Consider the following 15,131-nt stretch of genomic DNA (forward strand, 5'->3'; position numbering starts at 1 on the left):
GAGCCCAGCAGGGGCCGGCAGGCGAGCCCGCCCCGGACGGCGAGATAGCTGCGCACGCCCGTCGGCGGTGGGCCCAGGCGCAGCCGCCGGCCGGGCCGCAGTGCCAGCACGGCCCCGGTCGGCTCCTCACGTCCGTCGACCGAGAGAGGCACGGGCGCTCCGGTGACGCAGACCCAGGCCGTGGCGGTGGCCTCGACCTCGAGCCCGCCGAGGACCACCTCCAGCGCGGCCGCACCCTCGGCGTTGCCGACGAGCCGGTTCGCGAGCGCGTACGACGACCGGTCGGCCGCCCCGCTGGCCCCGATCCCGATCGCGGCGTGACCGGGCCGGCCGGCGTCCTGCACGAGGCAGGAGCCGCCGACCGCGTGCACGAGCAGCTCCGTCACGACACGGCCTCGAACCGCACGGCGGCACCCGCCGTCAGCAGCGCCGGCGGATCCCGGTCGAGGTCCCACACGCTCAGCTCGGTGCGCCCGATGATCTGCCATCCACCCGGCGACTCGCGGGGGTAGACGCCGCTGAACTCCCCCGCCAGCCCGACCGAGCCGGCGGGCACGCTGGTCCGCGGCTCCTCCCGCCGGGGCACCCGTAGGCGCGGATCGCCGCCGGCCAGGTAGGCGAAGCCCGGTGCGAAGCCGCCGAACGCCACCCGCCACGACGTGCCGGTGTGCGCCGCGACGACCTCGGCCTCGCTCAGCCCGGTCAGGTCGGCCACCGTGGCCAGGTCCGGGCCGTCGTACGCGACCGGGATGACGGTCTCCCCCTGCGATCGTCCCTGCTCGAAAGCACGGGGATTCGACAGGTCTCGGTGCTTTTCGGCAGGGACCATCGCACGGAGCTGGTCGACCGTGACCCCGGGAAGCGCCACGACCAGCACGGTGCGGGCGCCCGGGACGACGTCGCCCACCAGCTCGCCGGCCGCCGGATGTCCTCGGACCAGGTCGGCGACGGCCACCGCCGTGGCCGTGTCGTCGAGCTCGATGAGCAGGCCGCGGTCGCCGTACCGGCGGACGCGGGGGCCGCGGGGGCCGTCGGTCATGCGAAGGCGCCCACGGGGATCTCCGCCTCGGCCAGGGCGGCGCGCACGGCGGCGGCCAGTTGCGGCGCGCCGGGCGAGTCGCCGTGGACGCACAGCGAGCGCACCTCTCCCGACCGGGCCAGCTCGATCGCCTGTGCGGCGGCTGCCACCGGGTCCGTGAGCAGCGCGCCCGGGGCCGAGCGGGGCACGAGGCCGCCGTCCGGCAGGTAGGCCCGGTCGGCGAAGCCCTCGCCCACGGCCTCGAGACCGGCCGCGCGGACGACGTCCAGGAAGGACGACCCGGCGAGGCCGAGCACCGGCAGCCCGCCGAACGCCACGACCGCCTCGACGACCGCCTCCGCCTGCTCCTCCTGCCGGCTCACCGCGTGGTAGAGCGCGCCGTGCGGCTTGAGGTAGGCGACGCGGCCGCCCGCGGCCCGGGCCATCGCGTCGAGGGCGCCGAGCTGGTAGAGGACGTCGGCGGCCAGCTCGGCCGCCGGGACGTCGATGTATCGCCGTCCGAACCCGGCGAGATCGCGATAGCCCACCTGGGCGCCGATCGAGACCCCGAGCGACACCGCCCGCGCGCAGGTACGACGCAGCGTGAGCGGGTCGCCCGCGTGGAACCCGCACGCGACGTTGGCGCTGGTCAGGTGCGGCAGGAGGGCGTCGTCGTCGCCCAGGGTCCACCGCCCGAAGGACTCGCCCACGTCGGCGTTGAGGTCGACCGCCGACGGGCCTGCCGGGTCCGACGTGGACGCAGAACCCGGATGCAACGTCATGGCCCTATGGTGGCCCATCGAGGCGCCGCCGAGCCCAGGACGGTGCAGCAGCCGTGAGCGTGCCCCTCGGTGAGACGAGGGTCACGAACCCGCCATCCAGTCATTACCGGCGGGTATCTTCGCGGCGGCCGTATTGCCCAGCCATCCGGCACGCACCGATTCCCAGGGAGACGACGACCGTGCAGCACATCCTCGACGCCATCCAGAACGAAGCCTCGAGCGAGGACTTCGCCAACCTCGAGCTCCCCGAGTCCTACCGGGCCGTGACGGTCCACAAGGACGAGGTCGACATGTTCGAGGGCATCCCCTCCAAGGAGAAGGACCCCCGCAAGTCCCTGCATGTCGAGGACGTCGCCCTGCCGGAGCTCGGGCCGGGCGAGGCGTTCGTCGCCGTCATGGCCTCCGCGATCAACTACAACACGGTGTGGACCTCGATCTTCGAGCCCGTCTCCACCTTCGGCTTCCTCGAGCGCTACGGCCGCGAGTCCGACCTCGGCGCCCGGCACAACCTGCCCTACCACGTCGTCGGCTCCGACCTGTCCGGCGTCGTCCTCAAGGTCGGCGCGGGCGTGACCAAGTGGAAGCCCGGCGACCGCGTCGTCGCCCACTGCCTCTCGGTCGAGCTCGAGGCCCCCGACGGCCACAACGACACGATGATGGACCCCTCGCAGCGCATCTGGGGCTTCGAGACCAACTTCGGCGGCCTCGCCGACGTCGCGATGGTCAAGGCCAACCAGCTGATGCCGAAGCCCGAGCACCTCACCTGGGAGGAGGCCGCCTCCCCCGGCCTGGTCAACTGCACGGCGTACCGCCAGCTCGTCTCGGCCAACGGCGGCAACATGAAGCAGGGCGACAACGTGCTGATCTGGGGCGCGTCCGGCGGCCTCGGCGGGTTCGCGACGCAGTACGCCCTCAACGGTGGCGCGAACCCGGTCTGCGTGGTGTCCAACGAGGAGAAGGCCCAGATCGTGCGCAACATGGGCGCCGAGATGGTCATCAACCGCTCCGAGCTCGCCCCGAAGTTCTGGAACGAGGAGGGCACCCAGCAGAACCCGAAGGAGTGGCAGCGCTTCGGCAAGGCCATCCGCGAGCTGACCGGCGGCGAGGACATCGACATCGTCTTCGAGCACCCGGGGCGCGAGACCTTCGGCGCGAGCGTGTACGTCACCCGCAAGGGCGGCACCATCACCACCTGCGCCTCGACCTCGGGCTACATGCACGAGTACGACAACCGCTACCTGTGGATGAACCTCAAGAAGATCATCTCCAGCCACTTCGCCAACTACCGCGAGTCGTGGGAGGCCAACCGCCTCATCGCGCAGGGCAAGATCCACCCGACCCTGTCGCGCACCTACAAGCTCGAGGACACCGGCCAGGCCGCGCTCGACGTGCATCACAACAAGCACCAGGGCAAGGTCGGCGTGCTCTGCCTCTCGCCCGAGGAGGGCCTCGGCGTCAAGAACGACGAGCTGCGCGAGAAGCACCTCGACAAGATCAACCTGTTCCGCGGCATCTGAGCCGACACCGGATCCAGCGGTACGACGACCCGGGCGGGTCCGCGCGCGAGCGCGGGCCCGCCCGGCGTCGTCCGGGGTCGTCCGGGCCTCGAGGACTCCGGTCCGGCGAGGCGGGGTGGGAAACCCTGGTGCGATCAGGGATCATGGGGCGGGTTGCACGAGCACGTTCCCCCCATGACCGCAACAAGAGCCAGGGAGGCTCCCTTCCATGAGCGACGAGGGTCTGTCCATCTTCGACGACGAGCCCACCCCGACCGAGGAGTCCAAGACCGTGACCACCAAGGCCACCGACGACGAGCCCACCCAGGTCATGCCGGCGGTGAGGACGGCCGAGACGCCCGCCGCCGCGCAGCGGCCCGCGGCCGCGCCGCCGGCCTCCGCCCCGCGTCCCCCCGCGCCGCGTCCCCCCGCGCCGGGCCCCTCCGGCGCCCAGGCGCGCACGGTCGGCTTCACCACCCCCGGCACCCCCGGTGCGCTGCCGATCGTCCGCAAGGGCGGCTACGACCGTGAGGCGGTCGACGCGCAGATCCGCCAGCTCTCCAGTGAGAAGGCGACGCTCGGCGCCAGCCTGGCCGAGTCCGAGCAGCGGGTGATCGACCTCGAGCAGGAGGCGGCCCGGCTCCGCTCCGAGCTCGAGGAGTCCGACAACCCGTCGTACGCCGGACTCGGTGGCCGCGCCAGCGCGATGCTGCGCCTCGCCGAGGAGGAGGCCGCGGAGATCCGCTCCACCGCCGAGGCCGACGCCGCGGAGATCCTGGGCCAGGCGCAGCGCGACGCCAAGGCGATCCGCGCGGAGGCGGCCCGCGAGGCCGACGACATGCGCGCGGTGCAGCTGCGTGAGCTCGAGGAGAACCGCACCCGCCTGCTCACCGACGCCCAGCAGGAGCGGGAGCTGGCTCGCAGCGAGGCCGAGGACACCCTCGCCGCGGCCCGCCGTGAGGCCGACCAGCTCCGGCTGGCCGCCCAGCAGGAGGCGACCGAGCAGCGCAGCCAGGCCCAGCGTGAGGTCGAGCAGGCCCGCGCGGCCGTCGACCGCGAGGTGCAGGAGGCCCGGCGCGCCCTGGCGATGGAGAAGGAGCGCCTCGCGCGCGAGGCCACCGACCACCACAACTCGGCCGTCGCCGAGACCCGCCGGCTGGTCGAGGAGGCCGAGCAGCGTGCCAACGCCGCCGAGGCCCGTGCGGCCGAGGCGAGCAAGCAGTCCGCGGCCAACCGCGCCGCCGCCCAGACCGAGGCCGAGGCCATGCTCACCCGTGCTCGCCGCGAGGCCGAGCAGGTCATCGCGTCGGCGCGCGCCCAGGCCGAGGCGATCACCGCCAGCGGCGACGCGGAGCTCCAGCGCGAGATCGCGGCCAAGCGGGCCGAGCTGGACCGCCTGACCAAGCGTCGCGCCTCCATCACCGCCCAACTGTCCTCGCTGGCCGAGCTCGTCGCCGGCTTCGGCGAGGACGAGAGTTGAGCCGCGCCGCCGAGCAGGAGGGCGTCGAGGCGGGTCCCGACCCGCTCGCCGAGCACGGCGGGGTCGACCCCGCGGCGCCGGTCGAGAGCGAGGCCGACGCGGCGCCGTACGGCGAGCTCGGCCGGCCCTTCGACCGGCGCTCGCCGTTCTACTACGGCTTCATCGGGGCGCTCGGCGCGCTGACGGCGTTCTGGCTCTTCCAGGCGATCCTCGGCATCGGCTCCGTGCTGATGCTGGTGGTGGTCTCGTTCTTCCTCGCAGCTGGGCTCAACCCGGCGGTGACCTTCCTCGAGCGCCGGGGGCTGCGGCGCTCGCTCGCGGTCGCGTTCGTCATCGTCGCCGCGCTCGGCACGGTCGCGCTCTTCCTGGTGGCGATCGTGCCGGTGATCACCGACCAGGTCGCCGCGATCACCTCGAACGCGCCCGGCTGGCTCGACGAGCTGCAGAAGAACAAGCGGATCCAGGACCTCAACGACGAGTACGACGTCATCGACAAGCTGAAGGCCAAGGTCACCGACGAGAACTTCCTCTCGGCGCTCTTCGGCGGGGCGCTGGGGTTCGGTCTCAAGATCGTCTCGGCGCTGTTCAACCTGTTCGTGATCGTCGTGCTGACGCTCTATTTCCTGGCGTCGCTGAAGACCACGACCAGGGCCCTCTACAAGCTCGCCCCCGCCACGCGCCGCGACCGGGTCTCCCGCCTGGGCGACAAGGTGATCGCCAACATCGGCGGCTACGTCTCGGGCGCCTTCCTGGTGGCGCTGTGCGCGGGCCTGACGTCGCTGGTGTTCCTCTCGCTCACCGACATCAGGGAGTACGCCGTCGCCCTGGCCTTCGTGGTCGCGGTCCTCGACGTCATCCCGATGATCGGCGCGACACTGGGCGCCGTGCTGGTCTGTGCGATCGCGTTCGCGACCGACGTCAAGACCGGCATCGCCTGCGTGGTCTTCTACGTGCTCTACCAGCAGTTCGAGAACTACGTCGTCTACCCGCGGGTGATGAGCAAGTCGGTCGACCTGCCCGGGGCCGTCATCGTGATCGCCGCGCTCGTCGGCACTGCCCTGCTGGGCGTCGTCGGCGCGCTACTGGCGATCCCCGTCGCCGCGGCCATCCTGCTGATCGTCCGCGAGGTCGTGGTCAAGCAGCAGGACCTGCGGTAGCTGCCGGTCAGACCAGGACCGGCTCGTCCTGCTCCACGACGACGCCGCTCTCCCCGAGCTTGACCGCGACGACGCCGACGAGGATCAGTCCCCCGCCGAGGAGCTGGATCGCCGCGGGCAGCTGGTCGAGGAGCAGCCAGGCCCACACGACGGCCATCACGACCTCGCTGAGCGCGACGAACGAGGCCAGCCGCGAGCCCAGCCGCCGGCTCGCGGCGATGCCGCTCACGTAGGCCAGCGCGGCGGTGACCAGGCCGAGCACGATCAGCGCCAGCCAGGGCGGGGTCTCGACGCCGGCGTAGGCGACGTGCGCCGACGATCCGGCCATGGGCATGAGGCCGGCCAGGCCCAGGCCGCCCAGCAGCCCGCCGCCGACGACCAGGCCGCCGGCGGCCAGGGTGATCGGCGGGAGACCGCTGCGGTCGTCGGCGGAGATGACGAAGTACGCCGCCGCGCCGACCATCGCGCCCAGCGCCCAGGCCGCGCCCCGGAGGTCGACATCGGCACCGGCGAACAGGTCGAGCACCAGGACCAGGCCGAGCGCGGCCACGATCGCGCCGAGGACGGTGAGCCGGCCGGGGCGCTGGCCGTGGACCAGCCACATCCAGAGGACGACCGTCGCGGGCGCGGTGTACTCGATGAGGAGCGCCGGGCCGACCTCCATGGTGCGCACGGCCGAGAAGTAGCAGAACTGCGCCCCGGCCACCGCGAGAGCGCCGTACAGCACGACCGTCGGCGCGGCGCCGCGCAGCAGGCCCCACCGACCGCGCAGGGCGGCCAGCCCGAACGGGAGCACGACCAGCGCCCCGATCGCGATGCGCAGCAGGACGACGCTGCCCGCGGTCCAGCCGCTGTCGAGCAGGGGCCGGGCCAGGGCGCCCGAGAGGGCGAACGTGATCGCCGAGGTGAGCGCGAACCCGAGTCCGGCCCGGGTCGCGTCCCGCGGGGTGTCACGAGTCAAGGTCGTCATGACTGATGACACTAGGCCGCTCTGCGGTAACCTGTCAAAGTGGTTTTCGCCCATGACACCTCCCTGGCCCTCCAGGCCGCCGTGGCCCTGGTCAACGCCAGCCTCGATCCGGTGACGATCGGGACGCCCGACGAGCTCGACGCCTTCTTCACCGACTTCGGCTACACCGGTCGCCACGACGGCGACCAGGGCGAGGTGGAGGCGGTCCTGGCGATCGCGCCGCGACTGCGCGCCCTGCTCACGGCCGGCCGCGACGAGGCGGCCGGGATCGTCAACGCCATGCTGCGCGACTCCTCCGCCCTCCCCCAGCTGCGCCGCCACGACGGACACGACTGGCACCTGCACGCGGTCGGCAACGACGCGCCGCTGGCCGAGCGGATCGTCGTCGAGACGGCCATGGCGATGATCGACGTGATCCGTGCCGACGAGATGTCGCGCCTGTCCGTGTGCGCGGACGACGGCTGCGAGGGCATCGTGCTCGACCTCTCCCGCAACCGCTCGAAGCGGTTCTGCTCGCTCACCTGCGGGAACCGCAACGCGGTGGCGGCCTACCGGGCACGCCAGGCCGAGTCCTGACCACTCGGCCCGGCGTCAGTCGCCGAGGAAGCGCCGGAGGACCTCGAGGAACAGCTCGGGACGCTCGGAGTGCAGCCAGTGGCCGGTGTCCTTGAGGGTGACCTTGCGGTTGCGCGGGAACCAGCGGTCCATCGCCGGCTCGTAGTCCGGGCGGACGTAGGACGATCGCCCGCCCGCGAGCCACAGCACGGGCCCGTCGTACGGCGCAGCGTCGGCGAGCTCGGCCTCCGGCCAGTCGCTGATCACCGCGAGGTCGCGGGCGAGGACGTCGAGATTGACCTGCCAGCTCCAGCCGTCCGGGGCGGCCGGATCGCGGCGCAGGTTCTGCAGCAGGAAGGAGCGCACCGTCGGGTCCGGCACCGCCGCCTCGAGCAGCTGGTCGGCGTCCGATCGGCGCACGACCCGGCTCAGGTCCATCTCGCGCATCGCCGAGATGTAGCCGGGGAACTCGCGGCTCTCGGCGTAGGCGACCGGCGAGATGTCGGCCACGCAGAGGCGCCCGACGCGCTCGGGGTGGAGCAGGGCCAGCACCATCGCGACCTTGCCGCCGAGGGAGTGCCCGACCAGGGTGACCGGCTCCTCGGGCGGGAGGACCGCGAGCACGTCCTCGGCGGCTGCCACGAAGTCGAACCGCTCGGGCCAGGGCGAGCGACCGTGATGGGGCAGGTCGACGAGGAGCACCCGGTGCTCGGCGCTCAGCTGCTTGGCGATCCCGGTCCAGTTCTTCCCCTGGCCGAACAGGCCGTGGAGGAAGACCACACGGCTCCCGGTGGAACCGAGAGCCGTGTGGTGAAGCGTCACGCCGGCGACCCTATCGTGTCGGTCGTCGCGGGAAGCGCCGGCGACGGAGCGCAGAGAGCGACGAAGGAGCGACCGGAGCGCAGGAGCCGAGCTTTCCGCGAGCCGACGGTGTGGCCGCCAGGCGGACGCATCCACCTACCGGACTCGACAGCGCGCGCGGAGGCGCGGCGGAGCGAAGCGACGACGCGGTCGCACCATCAGGAGTAGTCGTGGAAGCCCTTGCCCGTCTTGCGGCCGAGCTCGCCTGCCTCGACCTTGGCGACCAGCGTGGCCGCGGGCTCGAAGCCGGGCTCGCCGAACTCGGCGTAGAGCTCCTTCTGGATGGCCAGCGACACGTCGTTGCCGACGACGTCGAGGAGCTCGAACGGACCCATCGGGAATCCGGCGGTCTCCTTGATCGCGGCATCGATGGTCGCGAGCTCCTCCCCGCCCTCGGCGAGCTTGATCGCGTCGTTGAGGTAGGGGAAGAGCAGCAGGTTGACGATGAAGCCCGCGCGGTCGCCCGCGGAGACGCCGACCTTGCCGACGTTGGCGGTCAGCGCTCGGACGGTCTCGTCGACGTCGGCCGAGGTGGCGGAGGTCGTGATGATCTCGACCAGCTTCATGACCGGCGCCGGATTGAAGAAGTGCATGCCGATGACGTCCTGCGGACGGCCGGTGGCCTCGCCCAGCTTGGTGATCGGGAGCGAGGAGGTGGTGGTCGCGAGGATCGCCCCCGGCTTGCAGATGCGGTCGAGGTCGCGGAACAGCTCGAGCTTGAGCTCGAGGTCCTCGGCGATGGCCTCCACGACGATGTCCACGCCGCCGAGCGCCTCGCGCTCGGTCGACCCGGTCAGCCGACCGAGCAGCGCGTCCTTGTCGCCCTCGGTGCCCTTGCCCTTGGCGATCGCGCGGTCGAGGTTCTTGGTGATGTAGCCGACGACGCCGTCGAGCTTGTCCTGGCCACGGCCGACGTAGACGACCTCGTAGCCGGCCTGGGCGAAGACCTGCACGATGCCCGAGGCCATGGTGCCGGTGCCGACGACGCCGACCTTGGCGATGTCGTGCTTGAGCTGCGGCGCGGCGCCCTCGCCCGCGGCGGCGGCCTCGTCGGCGAAGGTGCGGTTCTCGGCGACGAGCTTGTCGAGCAGGCCGGCCGGCTCGTGCAGGTGGTCGCCGGTCTCGGCGTACCGGGCGGCGAGCAGGTCACGGACCTGGGCGGCGCCGATCTCGTCGACGACGGTCAGCGGCCCCTTCGGGTAGCCGCAGCCGAAGCGCATGGCCGCGTCGATGTCGCTCACCGAGGCGTAGCCGGACTCGTAGGTGCGCACCGCATGGTTGAGGTACGGCAGCACCAGCGTGTTGAAGATCTGCTCGCTCGAAGTCATGGGCGGCAGTGTCGCACCCGGGAAGCGACGTGACTACCTATCGGTAACCATGTGGACAGGTCGAGACGGACATCACATCCGGCGCTGGAGAGTCTCCACCCGGACGACCTTCGAGCGGGAAGCCTGCCCGCGCACCAGGCTCACCGCGGACCTCGGCACACCGAGCTCCTTGGCGAGCCAGCGCACCAGCTCGTCGTTGGCCCGGCCATCCACCGGCGGCGACGCGAGCCGGACCTTGAGCTCGGCGCCGTCGACTCCCGCGGGCCCGACCGCGCCCGTGCGCGACGCACCGGGCTGCACGCGCACGGCGAGGAGCCAGGTCGTCGGGCTCTCCTCCCCCGCGCGCCGCTCGGCTCGCCACCAGGGCTGGGCTGGATCGATCTCCACGGATCAGACTGTAGATTCAGGGCCCGTGAGACTCGTCGTTGCGCGCTGCCAGGTGGACTACGCGGGGCGGCTGACCGCCCACCTCCCGATGGCGACCCGGGTGCTCATGATCAAGGCGGACGGCTCGGTCCTGGTGCACTCCGACGGAGGGTCCTACAAGCCGCTGAACTGGATGTCCCCGCCGTGCACCGTGCGCGAGGGCCAGTCCGACGACGGACGGGTGGAGTGGACGGTCACCGCGAAGGCGGCCAAGGGCCAGACCCCCGACACCCTGCGGATCCTGATCGACGAGATGTTCCACGACTCGTCCCACAACCTGGGTATCGACCCCGGCCTGCAGAAGGACGGCGTCGAGAAGCACCTCCAGGAGCTCCTCGCGGAGCATCCCGCCACCCTCGCCGCCGGCCTGACGCTGGTACGCCGCGAGTTCCCGACGGCCATCGGTCCCGTCGATCTCATGTGTCGTGACGGCGCGGGCCTCTCGGTCGCGGTGGAGATCAAGCGGCGCGGCGAGATCGACGGCGTCGAGCAGCTCACCCGCTATCTCGACCTCCTCAACCGCGATCCGCTGCTCACCGGCAAGGGCGCGGTGCGCGGCATCTTCGCCGCCCAGGAGATCAAGCCCCAGGCCCGCGTCCTGGCCGAGGACCGCGGGATCACCTGCGCCGTCGTCGACTACGACGCGCTGCGGGGACTCGACAACGTCGAGGACCGGCTCTTCTGAGCGCCGGCCCGAGCCCCCGATGACAGCGCCGACCCCGATCTTCCACCTGGCCCTGCTCCGCGACTGGGAGCAGGCGCAGCGCGCCGGCTCCTACACGGTGTCCACTCTCGGCCGCTCACTGGCGGAGGAGGGCTTCATCCACGCCAGCCGCGCGGATCAGTGGACCGGCGTGCGCGAGCGCTTCTACGCCGAGGTCACGGAGCCGATGGTGCTGCTCCAGATCGACCCGGCGCGCCTCGACGTACCCGTGGTCGACGAGCTTCCCGAGCCGGGCGCCACCGAGACGTACCCGCACATCTACGGACCGCTGCCCGTGGGCGCGGTCGTCAAGGCCATCCCGCTCGGGGCGCCGACGACGGCACACCAGGCGGGACCGGCGGCACCTGAGGACGAGGAGGCGCGGCCGTGGGGAGCTCAGGAGAGCTTCTCGCGCGCCTACTTCCGCGAGATGTTCGTCAACGTCGCGCTGCTGTGCGTCGTCGTGGCCGTCGGGCTGGTGGGCGCACTGGCCGGCCATGCCGTCGCGGACGACGGGGGCACGGGCATCGGCGGCCTCTCCGGCATCGTCATCGGCGTCGTGGTGGCCGCGCTGCTGTTCCGGCGACGTCACCGCGCCGCCGATCATCCAGGGTCCTAGGCTCCGGCGGCCGGGGGCGCGGTCGGGTCGGTGTCGCCGGCGCCCTGCTCCCGGGCGACCCAGTCCTCGATGGCGTTGACGTCGTCCTTGCTGCGGGTCACGACCGCGAGGAGGTCGTTCATCGTCGCGACCTCCTCGACCTGCTCCTTGATGAACCACTGCATGAACTGCTCCGAGGCGAAGTCGTTCTCCTCGCGGGCGATGCGCAGCAGGCCGTTGATCTGCTCGGTGACCCGCTTCTCCTGGTCCAGCGCCAGCGCCACCGGGGCGACGACGTCGTCGAAGGTCGAGACCGGTGCGTCCACGCCGGGGATGACCACCGGCGCATCCGTGTCGAGGAGGTACTGCACCATCATCATCGCGTGCAGCCGCTCCTCGAGGGCCTGGCCGTAGAAGAACGCCGCCAGCCGCGGCATCGTCAGGGCGTCGTAGTGCACGGCGCAGGCGAGGTACTGGTTGTGCGCGGCGAACTCGTTGCCGATCTGGACGTTGAGCTGGTCGGTGAAGCGCGGGGCGGCCATGGGGGTCAGCGTAGTGAATGCGCGCGCCCTCGACTCACGCGGCCTTCTGCAGGCCCTTCTTGGTGGCCTTCTTGCCGTCGGCGCGGACGAGCACGCGCTTCTTGACCGTGTAGCCCTCCGGCAGCGTGCCCTCCTTGAGCATCCGGATGGGGCAGCGGCCGCACCGCGACTTCGAGGCGCAGCACTTCGTCTTGGGGAGCTTGTGCACCCGCCCCTTCGACTTCTTCTTCGCCTTGCCCACGGACTCAGGGTACGCCAAGGAAGGTATACCTCACCAACGTGACCTGCGTCACAGATGGACGCCGGCGGTAGGGTCCGGGGCTGTGATCGAGATCTGGCTGAACCCCGCCTGCTCCAAGTGCCGCACCGCCGAGGGCGAGCTGAGGGCCGCCGGCGTCGACTACACGGTACGACGCTACCTCGACGAGCCGCCGACGGTCGCCGAGCTCGAGGACGTGCTGGCCCGCCTCGGCCTCGAGCCGTGGGACATCGCGCGCACGGCGGACGCGACCAAGCTGGGCGTGTCCCTGCCCGCCAAGGACTCCACCCACCGCCGGCAGTGGCTGGAGCTGCTGGTCGACCACCCTCGGCTCATCCAGCGCCCGATCCTCACGGCCTCCGACGGCACGACCGTCGTGGGCCGCGACCCCGCGTCGCTCGCCCGGGTGATCGCGGCCGACTGACGGCTGGCTACTCGTCGACCGAGAGACCGTTGGCCCTGCGGATCACCTGGACGATGCCGCCCATGATCTCGGTCAGGCCGAAGTCCTTCGGCGTGTAGACCGCGGCGACGCCGAGCTCGACGAGCGCCTTGCCGTCGGACTCGGGGATGATGCCACCGACGATCACGGGCACCTCGCCCATCCCGGCGGCCCTCAGCCCGTCGAGGACGGCAGGGACCAGCTCCATGTGGGAGCCGGACAGGATCGAGAGGCCGACGCAGTGCACGTCCTCGGCGACGGCCGCGGCGACGATCTGCTCCGGGGTGAGCCGGATCCCCTGGTAGATCACCTCGAAGCCCGCGTCGCGCGCCCGCACGGCGACCTGCTCAGCTCCGTTGGAGTGACCGTCGAGGCCGGGCTTGCCCACGAGCAGGCGCAGCCGACCGCCGAGCTCCTCTCCCGTCGTACGCACGGCCTCGCGGACCGCGGTCAGCTCGGCGCCGGCCTCGGCGACACCGACCGCGCCGGCGACGCCGGTCGGGGCGCGGAACTCGCCGAACACCTCGCGCAGCACCCCGGCCCACTCCCCGGTGGTCGCGCCCGCCCGCGCGGCGGCGAGGGTCGCCGCCATCAGGTTGGTGCCGGTCTTGGCGTCCTCGGCGAGGCGGGCCAGCGCCGCGTCGACCTCGGCCTGGTCGCGCTGGGCCTTCCACGCCTCGACGGAGGCGAGGGCCGCCTTCTCCGCCTCGGGGTCGGCCACCATGATCGCGGCGTCGAGGTCGGCGGTCAGCGGCGAGGGCTCGGTGGTGTCGAACTTGTTGACGCCGACGATGATCTCCTCGCCGGCCTCGATCGCGGCGCGCCGACGGGCATGGGAGGAGACGAGCTCCTGCTTCATGTAGCCGGAGTCGACGGCGGCGATCGCGCCGCCCATGGCCTGGACCCGGTCGATCTCGGCCTTCGCGCCCTCGACGAGCTCGCGCACCTTGGCCTCGATGACGGGCGAGCCGTCGAAGATGTCGTCGTACTCGAGGAGATCGGACTCGAAGGCGAGCACCTGCTGCAGGCGCAGGGACCACTGCTGGTCCCACGGACGCGGGAGGCCGAGGGCCTCGTTCCACGCCGGCAGCTGGACGGCGCGGGCGCGGGCCTTCTTCGACAGCGTCACGGCCAGCATCTCGAGGACGATGCGCTGGATGTTGTTCTCCGGCTGCGCCTCGGTCAGGCCCAGGCTGTTGACCTGCACGCCGTAGCGGAAGCGGCGCATCTTCGGGTCCTGGACGCCGTAGCGCTCACGGGTGATCTCGTCCCACAGCTCGACGAAGGCGCGCATCTTGCACATCTCCTCGACGAACCGCACACCGGCGTTGACGAAGAACGAGATCCGGCCGACGACCTTCTCGAAGTCCTCGTCGGACACCTGACCGGAGCCCTTGACCTGGTCGAGGACGGCGATCGCGGTGCACATCGCGTAGGCGATCTCCTGCACGGGCGTGGCGCCGGCCTCCTGCAGGTGGTAGCTGCAGACGTTGATCGGGTTCCAGTTGGGGATCTCGTGGACCGTGTAGGCGATCATGTCGCCGATCAGGCGCAGGGAGTGCTCCGGCGGGAACACGTAGGTCCCGCGGGAGAGGTACTCCTTGATGATGTCGTTCTGGGTCGTGCCCGCCAACTGGTGGGCGACCTCGGACGGCGAGAGGTCAGGGTTCTGCTCCTCGGCGACCACCTGGTACATCGCGAGGAGCCACATCGCCGTCGCGTTGATCGTCATCGAGGTGTTCATCTCGGTGAGGGGGATCTGGTCGAAGAGCTTGCGCATCTCCCCCAGGTGCGGCACAGGGACGCCGACCTTGCCCACCTCGCCGCGCGACAGCGGGCTGTCGGGGTCGTAGCCGGTCTGCGTCGGCAGGTCGAAGGCCACCGACAGTCCGGTCTGGCCCTTGGCCAGGTTGGTGCGGTAGAGCGCGTTGGACGCCTCCGCGGTCGAGTGGCCGGCGTAGGTCCGCATGACCCAGGGACGGTCCTTCGGGTGCCGTGTGCCTGCTGCGTCGGAGGAGCTCATACGTCGAAGAGTAGGCCGATCACTACCCCTTGGTAACCGCCGTTCCATGTGGGGTTGTCCACAGCGCCCGAGGTTGCGTCGGGCGGATCGGCGTCGGCTCAGGCGGGGATCGGCTCCCGCTCCAGCTCGATCAGCCGGATCAGGTGGGTGAGGTGGAGCATGCGGCGTACGGCGGGCTGGGCGCCGCGCAGGACGACGCGGACGCCGTACCGCTGGGCCTGGCGGCTCGCCGCGGCGAGCATCTTCAGGGCCGTGGCGTCGACCGAGCCGACATCGCTGATGTCGATGACGACCGGGCTGATCAGGTCGGTGCCGCACTCACGGATGTGATCGTGGACCGCGTCCCTGACCTGCGCCGTCGAGCGCACGTCCAGATCGCCGGCCAGGACGAGAACGGGCTCGCCGACGACATGCTCGACACGGATGGCGCTGGACTGCCGTGCTGCCATGTTCCCTCCCGAGACCGATCCGGACAGGCGTCCCACACGGCC

18 protein-coding genes are annotated in these 15,131 nt (G+C 71.6%); 7 read left to right on the plus strand and 11 right to left on the minus strand.

All coding sequences use genetic code 11. The features are described from left to right. The 3 genes from FHP29_RS22435 to FHP29_RS02870 form a co-directional block, all read right to left on the minus strand. The coding region (locus FHP29_RS22435) for a 5-oxoprolinase subunit C family protein (RefSeq protein WP_476703658.1) at positions 1-386 on the minus strand (386 nt) is incomplete at its 3' end. Next, positions 383-1,039, minus strand: a complete 657-nt coding sequence (locus tag FHP29_RS02865; protein ID WP_139621365.1) for a 5-oxoprolinase subunit B family protein — start codon at positions 1,037-1,039, stop codon at positions 383-385. The genes FHP29_RS22435 and FHP29_RS02865, both read right to left, overlap by 4 nt. Then, on the minus strand, positions 1,036-1,800 hold the full coding sequence (locus FHP29_RS02870) for a LamB/YcsF family protein (RefSeq protein ID WP_139621366.1): 765 nt from the start codon (positions 1,798-1,800) through the stop codon (positions 1,036-1,038). The genes FHP29_RS02865 and FHP29_RS02870 overlap by 4 nt, the downstream gene beginning before the upstream one ends. 179 nt (positions 1,801-1,979) lie before the next feature. Here FHP29_RS02870 and ccrA point away from each other — a divergent pair, with 179 nt between their 5' ends. From ccrA to FHP29_RS02885, 3 genes are all read left to right on the plus strand, one after another. After that, positions 1,980-3,317, plus strand: a complete 1,338-nt coding sequence (gene ccrA / locus FHP29_RS02875; protein WP_139621367.1) for a crotonyl-CoA carboxylase/reductase — start codon at positions 1,980-1,982, stop codon at positions 3,315-3,317. A 208-nt stretch (positions 3,318-3,525) separates the two neighbouring features. Beyond that, positions 3,526-4,776 (plus strand): coiled-coil domain-containing protein, encoded by a 1,251-nt coding sequence (locus FHP29_RS02880; protein ID WP_139621368.1) that lies wholly within the window; start codon positions 3,526-3,528, stop codon positions 4,774-4,776. Beyond that, entirely contained in the window at positions 4,773-5,933 is a 1,161-nt protein-coding gene (locus FHP29_RS02885) for an AI-2E family transporter (RefSeq protein WP_139621369.1), read from the plus strand. The genes FHP29_RS02880 and FHP29_RS02885 overlap by 4 nt, the downstream gene beginning before the upstream one ends. A 7-nt stretch (positions 5,934-5,940) precedes the next feature. Here the strand turns inward: FHP29_RS02885 and FHP29_RS02890 are convergent, their stop codons facing one another. Continuing rightward, positions 5,941-6,903, minus strand: a complete 963-nt coding sequence (locus FHP29_RS02890; protein WP_139621370.1) for an EamA family transporter — start codon at positions 6,901-6,903, stop codon at positions 5,941-5,943. A 39-nt stretch (positions 6,904-6,942) separates the two neighbouring features. Between FHP29_RS02890 and FHP29_RS02895 the strand changes: the two genes are divergently transcribed. Further along, entirely contained in the window at positions 6,943-7,479 is a 537-nt protein-coding gene (locus tag FHP29_RS02895) for a CGNR zinc finger domain-containing protein (RefSeq protein WP_139621371.1), read from the plus strand. A 15-nt stretch (positions 7,480-7,494) separates the two neighbouring features. Here the strand turns inward: FHP29_RS02895 and FHP29_RS02900 are convergent, their stop codons facing one another. The 3 genes from FHP29_RS02900 to FHP29_RS02910 all read right to left on the minus strand — a co-directional run bounded on the left by FHP29_RS02900 (position 7,495) and on the right by FHP29_RS02910 (position 10,034). Beyond that, entirely contained in the window at positions 7,495-8,280 is a 786-nt protein-coding gene (locus FHP29_RS02900) for an alpha/beta fold hydrolase (RefSeq protein ID WP_139621372.1), read from the minus strand. Positions 8,281-8,477: 197 nt separating this feature from the next. Then, positions 8,478-9,647 (minus strand): 3-hydroxyacyl-CoA dehydrogenase family protein, encoded by a 1,170-nt coding sequence (locus tag FHP29_RS02905; protein WP_139621373.1) that lies wholly within the window; start codon positions 9,645-9,647, stop codon positions 8,478-8,480. 72 nt (positions 9,648-9,719) lie between these two features. After that, positions 9,720-10,034 carry a DUF167 domain-containing protein gene (locus tag FHP29_RS02910; RefSeq protein ID WP_205013841.1) on the minus strand — a complete coding sequence of 105 codons (315 nt, stop codon included), beginning with the start codon at positions 10,032-10,034 and terminating at the stop codon, positions 9,720-9,722. A 25-nt stretch (positions 10,035-10,059) separates the two neighbouring features. Here FHP29_RS02910 and nucS point away from each other — a divergent pair, with 25 nt between their 5' ends. Next, complete coding sequence (nucS, locus tag FHP29_RS02915; protein WP_139621374.1) at positions 10,060-10,758, plus strand: endonuclease NucS; 699 nt, start codon at positions 10,060-10,062, stop codon at positions 10,756-10,758. A gap of 19 nt (positions 10,759-10,777) precedes the next feature. Further along, complete coding sequence (locus FHP29_RS21970) at positions 10,778-11,395, plus strand: DUF952 domain-containing protein (RefSeq protein WP_192903950.1); 618 nt, start codon at positions 10,778-10,780, stop codon at positions 11,393-11,395. On the opposite strand, the gene FHP29_RS02925 is transcribed toward FHP29_RS21970, so the two are convergent. Then, positions 11,392-11,916, minus strand: coding sequence for a ferritin (locus FHP29_RS02925; RefSeq protein ID WP_139621375.1), 525 nt, complete (start codon positions 11,914-11,916; stop codon positions 11,392-11,394). The genes FHP29_RS21970 and FHP29_RS02925 overlap by 4 nt on opposite strands. A gap of 34 nt (positions 11,917-11,950) precedes the next feature. Beyond that, complete coding sequence (locus FHP29_RS02930) at positions 11,951-12,157, minus strand: hypothetical protein (protein ID WP_139621376.1); 207 nt, start codon at positions 12,155-12,157, stop codon at positions 11,951-11,953. Positions 12,158-12,239: 82 nt separating this feature from the next. Between FHP29_RS02930 and FHP29_RS02935 the strand changes: the two genes are divergently transcribed. Beyond that, positions 12,240-12,599 (plus strand): ArsC/Spx/MgsR family protein, encoded by a 360-nt coding sequence (locus FHP29_RS02935; protein WP_240044268.1) that lies wholly within the window; start codon positions 12,240-12,242, stop codon positions 12,597-12,599. Positions 12,600-12,606: 7 nt separating this feature from the next. Here the strand turns inward: FHP29_RS02935 and FHP29_RS02940 are convergent, their stop codons facing one another. Next, positions 12,607-14,640 (minus strand): protein meaA, encoded by a 2,034-nt coding sequence (locus tag FHP29_RS02940; RefSeq protein ID WP_139621377.1) that lies wholly within the window; start codon positions 14,638-14,640, stop codon positions 12,607-12,609. Positions 14,641-14,738: 98 nt separating this feature from the next. Then, positions 14,739-15,089 (minus strand): STAS domain-containing protein, encoded by a 351-nt coding sequence (locus FHP29_RS02945; protein WP_139621378.1) that lies wholly within the window; start codon positions 15,087-15,089, stop codon positions 14,739-14,741. Positions 15,090-15,131: the final 42 nt, after the last annotated feature.

Source organism: Nocardioides albidus, assembly GCF_006335005.1.
In the GTDB taxonomy this organism is placed as follows: Bacteria; Actinomycetota; Actinomycetes; order Propionibacteriales; family Nocardioidaceae; genus Nocardioides; species Nocardioides albidus.